This is a genomic window from Acetobacter sp. AN02, from assembly GCF_029759835.1.
Taxonomy (GTDB): domain Bacteria; phylum Pseudomonadota; class Alphaproteobacteria; order Acetobacterales; family Acetobacteraceae; genus Acetobacter.
The window spans coordinates 1-6,786 of sequence record NZ_JAJJND010000108.1 but is presented as its reverse complement, the minus strand read 5'-3'; the positions used below and the strand labels follow the sequence as shown (position 1 = coordinate 6,786).

Genomic DNA, 6,786 nt, shown 5'->3' with positions numbered 1-6,786 from the left:
GGTTCACACCCGCCCAGAAACTAAAAACAGCTGCCTGAATTCTCATTCAACGCCCCATTAAAAATGGGGAGATTACCACCGCAGCTCGCTGAGCACCTGGGCCTCGTCCGAGAAAAGTGTGGTTTCCGTGATCTCGATCTCCAGCCGCCCCGGCTCCAGACCGGAGTTTTTCAGAGCCGTGGTAATGGTCGGTAAAAGGCTGCCGTGACCAAGCTGACGGGCGGAGACATTGACGGCCTTGAAACCGTCGAGATCAATGAAAATCAGACTGAAGCGCGACTGTGAATCCGCCAGCACATCCTGCAGCTTTTCCTGAAAGGTATTCCGGTTGGCAATTCCCGTAAGGGAATCGTACCGCGCAAGCTGCCGGATACGATTTTCGGCCTCGATTTCTTTGGTGGCGAGCGCCCAGGTCAGCATCGGCCCGAGATAGACGGATCTGTCGTCATAGACGGCCGAGATTTTCAGATCGAGAATTTCCGACCCCAGGCGGATGCGTGCGTTGTGCGGCAGATTGGCCGGATCCCCGAGAATGGCGCGCTGATGCTCCGGATGATGATGGAAGACATCAATGCTGGTGCCGATCAGATTATCGGCACTGACCGGCAGAAGATGCTCGATCGAACGGATCAGCTCACGCGATGTCTCGTTCACGTAGCTGATTTTGAGCGTCCCCGGCTTAACTGTCATGACCGCAACCGGCATATCGTCGATCAGATAGGAGACAAGCCCTCCGAGCATGATGATGACAGCCATCCCGGAGATGACGCGGGCCATCCCCCTGAGCGCTTCCGCGTGACTGACCGCCTCTGTATCCCAGCATGGCAACGAAATGCGTGCACCAGACCGATATTCCGGCAACAAGCGCGGTCTTGAGAAGCCAGCGGACCCTCTGCCAGCCTTCGCTGATCAGAAAACGATCGTACAGCCCTGCGGCAACCCATGTTCCCTTCACGCAGAGCACGGCGGCGACAAGGACAATCCGGATATCGTGCTCGTGGAATATGCAGCTCAGTACGCCGGACATCTCAGGTCTGCCTTCATCGGAAACAGGTCAAAATCAGCCGCAGCTCGTCTCCGGGCATTTGTAGATGCCCCGAATTAACATCGGATTGACGATTACGGAGAAATCACGACAGCCGGGCCTGAACCGGAAAAATCAGCCGCCGGTCACGCTCATATGCCGCTGCGGACCGCTGATCACGTCCGTATCGCGGTCGAGAACGAAATCATGCCCCCGGGGCTTGTGTCTTATGGCCTCGCCTATGGCAGCCAGCAGATCCTGATCCGATCCCCCTGCCCTGAGAACCGCACGCAGATCACCTCCGTCCTCCTGACCAAGACAGGTGTACAGCCGCCCCGTGCAGGACAGACGGACCCGGTTGCAGCCCTCGCAGAAATTATGGGTCAGCGGGGTGATAAAGCCGAGTCTCCGCCCGGTTTCCCCGACCCGCACATACCGCGCGGGACCGCCCGTGCGCCAGGTGAGCGGCTCCAGCGTCCAGCGGGTCTCCAGATCACGCCGCAGCTCCGTCAGGGGAAGATAGCGGTTGCGTCGGTCATCACCGGTCTCTCCCATCGGCATGGTCTCGATCAGGCAGAGATCCGCCCCGATCTTCCCGCAATACCGGATCAGCTCGTCCGTCTCGTCATCGTTGGTGCCCGCCATCGCCACGGTGTTGATCCGCAGCGCAAGCCCCGCCTCGCGGGCAGCACGAATACCGTCAAGCACCTGGTCCAGGTTTCCCCTCCGCGTGATCTCGCGAAAGCGTTCGGGCCTGAGACTGTCGAGGCTGACATTGATCCGCCGCACACCGGCCTCATACAGGGCACCGGCGTTGTCCCTGAGGCGGCTCCCGTTCGTCGTGAGCGTGATCTCATCAAGGCCCGGCATACCCTCAGGCCGATCAAGCCAGGCGCCAAGACGACGGATCAGAGGCAGCGTTTCATGCCGGACCAGCGGCTCTCCGCCTGTCAGGCGGATACGACGGACGCCGCTGCGGATGAACGCTTCCGCCACACGCTGCATCTCCTCTCCGCCAAGCATGTCCTCCCTGGGGAGAAACGTCATGTTCTCTGCCATGCAGTACAGACAGCGCATGTCGCATCTGTCCGTCACCGACAGGCGGAGATAGGTGACGGCGCGTCCGAAGGAGTCTGTCAGGAGAGAAGCCATGGATCCTTTATAGGACTGACGGAGTGCGGAATAAAGAAGACTGTCCTCAGTCCTGTCCCAGCACCAGATCATCGCGGTGAATCAGCTCCGGACGCCCGGACCACCCCAGAATGGACTCGATCTCCTCGGAGCGGTGCCCGGCAAGCCGTGTCGCCTCTGCCGCGCCATAGCCGCACAGACCCCGGGCAAGCACATGGCCGTCCTGCGCCCGGATTTCCACAAGGTCGCCGCGGACGAAGCTGCCCTCCACACCCGTCACACCCGCAGGTAGCAGGGAGCCGCCGTTTTCGAGGGCACGGGCGGCACCGGCATCGATGGTCACGCTGCCTGCAGGAGACAGGCCGTGGGCAATCCAGAGCTTTCTGGCAGAACGCCCATCTTCAGCCGGAAGGAACCAGGAGCAGCGGGCCCCGTCATACAGAGCTGCAAGCGGATGCGCGTTCTTCCCCAGGCTGATGGCCATGGCGCAGCCGGATTCCGTGGCGATCCGGGCCGCCAGAAGTTTGGTCCGCATCCCGCCGGAGGAATAGCCCGGTGGAGGCGCACCGCCCATCTCCTCGATCTCCGGCGTAATACGGCCGATCACCGGCAGATGACGGGCCTCCGGATCGGTCCGCGGGTCTGCGGTATAAAGACCGTCGATATCGGACAGAAGAATGAGCTGATCGGCGGAGATCATCTGGGCCACCCGCGCCGCCAGCCGGTCATTATCCCCGAAACGGATCTCGGCCGTGGCAATGGTATCGTTCTCGTTGATGACCGGCACGCAGCCAAGCGAGAGCAGCGTCTCCAGCGTGGCCCGGGCATTGAGATAGCGTCGGCGGTCTTCCGTATCGTCCGGAGTCAGCAGAAGCTGCGCGGCCGTAATGCCACAGGCCCCGAGCGCCTGGGTCCAGGCCTGCGCCAGACGGATCTGCCCGACGGCAGCGGCAGCCTGCTTCTCCTCAAGCCGCAGCTTCGGACGGGTCAGACCCAGCGTGTGGCGGGCCAGAGCGATGGCGCCTGAGGAGACCACGACGACATCTGCCCCCTGCTCGCGCAGCCGGGCGATATCCTCAGCAACGCTTCCCAGCCACCCCTCACGCGGGGCGGCCCTGTCCGGATCCACAACCAGGGCGCTGCCGATCTTGATGACGACGCGCCTGGCGTCCCGCAGGGCCGGGGCTTTCATGCGGTTTCGCCTTCGCTCTCGTCTTTCTCCCTGCGCTCGGCTCGGGCCTGTGCAACCGGGACGAACAGGGCGCGCAGCACATCATCCACGCCCTGGCGCGAAACGCCGGACATGAGCATCACCGGCGCACCGGAGGCTTTTTCAAGCGCACGCCGGCGGCCCGATATCTGCTGCGGAGACATCGCGTCACATTTGTTAAGCGCGATGATTTCCTGCTTCCCGGCCAGACCGCCGTCATAGGCCTCCAGCTCGTGCCTGATCGTGCGCCAGGCCTCCACGACATCCCCGGCCGATCCGTCGATCAGATGGAGCAGCACGGCGCACCGCTCGACATGCCCGAGGAAACGATCCCCAAGACCCGCTCCCTCATGCGCGCCTTCGATCAGCCCCGGAATATCGGCAATCACATAATCCTCCGTCATGGACAGACGGACGACGCCAAGCTGCGGATGCAGGGTCGTGAAGGGATAGTCCGCAATTTTCGGACGCGCGGCCGAGACGACGGAGAGGAAGGTGCTCTTCCCGGCATTGGGCAGACCGACCAGCCCGACATCGGCAATCAGCTTCAGCCGGAGCCAGATCCAGCGCTCCTCGCCCGGCCAGCCCTTGTCGGCGCGACGCGGAGCCCGGTTCGTGCTGGTCTTGTAATGCGCGTTGCCGTGCCCGCCATCCCCGCCACGGCAGAGCGTGATACGGCTGCCGGGTTTATCGAGATCTGCCAGCAGGGTCTCGCGATCATCATCCATGATCTGCGTACCGACAGGAACCTGAACCACGACCGCCGGAGCCGCAGCCCCCGTGCGGTCGGACCCGGCACCGTTGCCGCCTTTTCTCGCGCGGAAATGCTGAGTATAGCGGAAATCGATCAGGGTGTTCAGGTTCGGCACGGCCTCGAAGATGATGTCGCCGCCACGACCGCCGTTCCCGCCGTCAGGACCACCGAATTCAATGTATTTCTCGCGGCGGAATGCCGTCACGCCGTCTCCGCCATCGCCGGACCGGACATAGATTTTCGCCTGATCAAGAAATTTCATCGTATTTTTCCGGCTGACTTCTGAGTGCTGCCACCTGTCAGCGCAGCAGCATTCTGACGCAAAAGGGCCGGCCCCTGCGGACCGGCCCCTCTCGAACCCCGAGCGGTTCCTGCCTTATTCAGCAGCGACCGGCAGCGGCTCAACGGACACGTGAACGCGTCCTTCGCTGCGGCGCTGGAACTTCACGGACCCGTCGACCAGGGCGAAGATCGTGTGATCACGTCCGAGACCGACATTGCTGCCCGGAACCATCTTCGTGCCGCGCTGGCGGATGATGATGTTTCCTGCAACGACGGACTCGCCGCCGAACTTCTTCACGCCGAGACGGCGGCCTGCACTATCGCGTCCGTTACGGGACGAACCGCCTGCTTTCTTCTGTGCCATGACTTAATACTCCCCGAATTTCCCTGCCGGGCCTGATGCTCAGGCGCCTGTGATCTCGCTGATACGCACGACGGTCACCGGCTGGCGATGTCCGTTCTTCCGGCGGCTGTTCTGCCGGCGGCGCTTCTTGAAGATCAGAACCTTCGCAAGACGATCCTGGGCGATCACGGTCGCCTTCACGGACGCACCCTCAACCAGCGGCGCACCGATTTTCGTGCCACCCTCGCCACCGACAGCCAGAACGCTGTCGAACGTGATGACGGAACCGGCCTCGGCCTCGAGCTTCTCAACCTTCAGGACGGCATTCGGCGTGACGCGATACTGCTTTCCGCCGGTACGGATAACTGCGAACATAAAACTCTCTCTTCCGAACAGTCGGTCCCACGCGGTGCCGTGCACAGGCGCATGACCCGGTCGCTTTTTCTCGTTTGCCGCTGTTGCGCGGCAGGCTCCGTCTTGTGGCGGAGCGTGGTTCCTACGCGCGAAGCCCGGTCCAGGTCAAGGAAAAACCAAGGACTCAGACGAGAATCCCTCTTGTATTTTCCTCCGCCCCCGGATTATAAGCGCCACCGCCGGAGAGGTGCCAGAGTGGTCGATCGGGGCGGTCTCGAAAACCGTTGTGCCTTATGGGTACCGTGGGTTCGAATCCCACCCTCTCCGCCAGAGAAATCAAAATTTCCCAGATTTTTCAGAGGGTTATTTGATTTGTCAAAAGTCATCCCACCTTGGGTCCCATCTTAAAAAATGCGTTATCGTGCGGCGCCCGGACGCGATATGCGTCGTCCTGTAAATTTATCGGTGAGACCTGCTGATTGAAATCCTGCGTTTTTCAAGGGCATCCAGATAATCTGAGGACGCAACTGAAGTGGCGATCCGCGAAACTTCGCTTAGAAATATCTTGAAATCGTCGTCCGTGTTCGGCTAACGTTCTGGAAGGAGTTGATGCTCACAGTACCAAAGATTTTGTAAGACCAGCGAACCATCTTCCACGGAGTTAAACAGAAACTCTGTTGAACTCTTGAACGCCCATAAAACCAAACAAAACCGAGCATCATCGTTAGTCCCATGAGGGGCTGTTTGGATAGGCGTGTCATGAGTTCTGTTTTCCCTCTCCGTCGCTCTGACGACATCTTTATAACGCGTCGGGAAGCTTCCGAGCGACTACGCGTGTCCCTCTCGACAATCGACAGATATGTCGCAGCGGGCGAACTCGAACGATTGAAAATCGGTCCAAGGCGAACTCTGTTTCGACTGCGCGATGTCGAAAGGCTCGTCCGTCGTGACGGCAGCGCTTCTTCCGCCATGCAGACCACACTGAGCAACGACTGGTCGTAGCTGCTGATTTCATCAACGCAGGATATCTGCGGATCTTTCCTTTTCATGATGAAAGCTAGCGCTATGTTTGACGTCGCTGAGATTGACTTTGTTTGGGACAGCCCTTGGGACTCCCTGGAGATGAAATGCGTCTATCAGGATATTGTTTTCTGGATCCTTTGTGATGTTACTCGAGAGATTGATCCCTATTACAAGACTAATTGCTACAAAGTAGATAATCCCGATAATTTATTTTCGCCACCAACTACCGTAAACGACTTACATAACTTGTTCTGGGCATCTCCTTCGGAGATTTCTGAAGGGTGGTCTCTATTCAAAATGATAAACGGTAATTTTTCAGACACTAAGCTCTTTGAAATCCTCAATACATTTCTTTTCCTGAAAGACAAATCTACGGTTGCACAGCCAACGATAGATGAAATCATGGAGCTTTTGTTTGCCCGTGCTTCGCATTGGTCAGATAGACTGACGATTAAAGATCTCCTGCCGCAGCTGACTTCTGGCAGGATGATCCAGGTCCATGATCAGTCTCCGTCTGGAGGGCTGCCGCTGAACGTTATCGCGGAGCAAGTCCTGTTTTATAAAAGGCCGATACGATCTGACGAGCAGCTTATACCAACCGTTTCTTGATCAGACTCACGGGGTACCCATTGGGCTAAAAATGTGATTCACAGGATGCTGATCAT

The 6,786-nt window shown here is 59.2% G+C and carries 8 protein-coding genes and 1 tRNA gene; 3 read left to right on the top strand and 6 right to left on the bottom strand.

What is annotated here, in order from left to right; translation table 11 throughout:
- Positions 1 to 72 precede the first annotated feature (72 nt).
- From LOC54_RS10750 to rplU, 6 genes are all read right to left on the bottom strand, one after another.
- On the bottom strand, positions 73 to 777 hold the full coding sequence (locus LOC54_RS10750) for a diguanylate cyclase domain-containing protein (protein ID WP_279313810.1): 705 nt from the start codon (positions 775 to 777) through the stop codon (positions 73 to 75).
- Between the two features lie 382 nt (positions 778 to 1,159).
- Complete coding sequence (gene moaA / locus LOC54_RS10745) at positions 1,160 to 2,176, bottom strand: GTP 3',8-cyclase MoaA (protein WP_279313811.1); 1,017 nt, start codon at positions 2,174 to 2,176, stop codon at positions 1,160 to 1,162.
- Positions 2,177 to 2,222: 46 nt separating this feature from the next.
- Positions 2,223 to 3,347 carry a glutamate 5-kinase gene (gene proB, locus LOC54_RS10740; RefSeq protein WP_279313809.1) on the bottom strand — a complete coding sequence of 375 codons (1,125 nt, stop codon included), beginning with the start codon at positions 3,345 to 3,347 and terminating at the stop codon, positions 2,223 to 2,225.
- Positions 3,344 to 4,381 carry a GTPase ObgE gene (gene obgE, locus LOC54_RS10735; protein ID WP_279313808.1) on the bottom strand — a complete coding sequence of 346 codons (1,038 nt, stop codon included), beginning with the start codon at positions 4,379 to 4,381 and terminating at the stop codon, positions 3,344 to 3,346. The genes proB and obgE overlap by 4 nt, the downstream gene beginning before the upstream one ends.
- 114 nt (positions 4,382 to 4,495) lie before the next feature.
- Positions 4,496 to 4,765, bottom strand: a complete 270-nt coding sequence (gene rpmA / locus LOC54_RS10730) for a 50S ribosomal protein L27 (RefSeq protein ID WP_279313807.1) — start codon at positions 4,763 to 4,765, stop codon at positions 4,496 to 4,498.
- 39 nt (positions 4,766 to 4,804) lie between these two features.
- Positions 4,805 to 5,119 carry a 50S ribosomal protein L21 gene (rplU, locus tag LOC54_RS10725; protein WP_279313806.1) on the bottom strand — a complete coding sequence of 105 codons (315 nt, stop codon included), beginning with the start codon at positions 5,117 to 5,119 and terminating at the stop codon, positions 4,805 to 4,807.
- A gap of 220 nt (positions 5,120 to 5,339) precedes the next feature.
- Here rplU and LOC54_RS10720 point away from each other — a divergent pair.
- The 3 genes from LOC54_RS10720 (at position 5,340) to LOC54_RS10710 (ending at position 6,730) form a co-directional block, all read left to right on the top strand.
- Positions 5,340 to 5,428, top strand: a tRNA-Ser gene (locus tag LOC54_RS10720).
- Positions 5,429 to 5,857: 429 nt separating this feature from the next.
- Positions 5,858 to 6,100 carry a helix-turn-helix domain-containing protein gene (locus LOC54_RS10715; protein WP_279313805.1) on the top strand — a complete coding sequence of 81 codons (243 nt, stop codon included), beginning with the start codon at positions 5,858 to 5,860 and terminating at the stop codon, positions 6,098 to 6,100.
- A gap of 45 nt (positions 6,101 to 6,145) precedes the next feature.
- Entirely contained in the window at positions 6,146 to 6,730 is a 585-nt protein-coding gene (locus LOC54_RS10710) for a hypothetical protein (RefSeq protein ID WP_279313804.1), read from the top strand.
- The last annotated feature ends 56 nt before the right edge of the window (positions 6,731 to 6,786 follow it).

Coding starts and splice junctions, on each gene's coding strand:
- LOC54_RS10750 (WP_279313810.1), bottom strand. CDS start 777: ATGGCCCGCGTCATCTCCGGGATGGCTGTCATCATCATGCTCGGAGGG.
- moaA (WP_279313811.1), bottom strand. CDS start 2,176: ATGGCTTCTCTCCTGACAGACTCCTTCGGACGCGCCGTCACCTATCTC.
- proB (WP_279313809.1), bottom strand. CDS start 3,347: ATGAAAGCCCCGGCCCTGCGGGACGCCAGGCGCGTCGTCATCAAGATC.
- obgE (WP_279313808.1), bottom strand. CDS start 4,381: ATGAAATTTCTTGATCAGGCGAAAATCTATGTCCGGTCCGGCGATGGC.
- rpmA (WP_279313807.1), bottom strand. CDS start 4,765: ATGGCACAGAAGAAAGCAGGCGGTTCGTCCCGTAACGGACGCGATAGT.
- rplU (WP_279313806.1), bottom strand. CDS start 5,119: ATGTTCGCAGTTATCCGTACCGGCGGAAAGCAGTATCGCGTCACGCCG.
- LOC54_RS10715 (WP_279313805.1), top strand. CDS start 5,858: ATGAGTTCTGTTTTCCCTCTCCGTCGCTCTGACGACATCTTTATAACG.
- LOC54_RS10710 (WP_279313804.1), top strand. CDS start 6,146: ATGATGAAAGCTAGCGCTATGTTTGACGTCGCTGAGATTGACTTTGTT.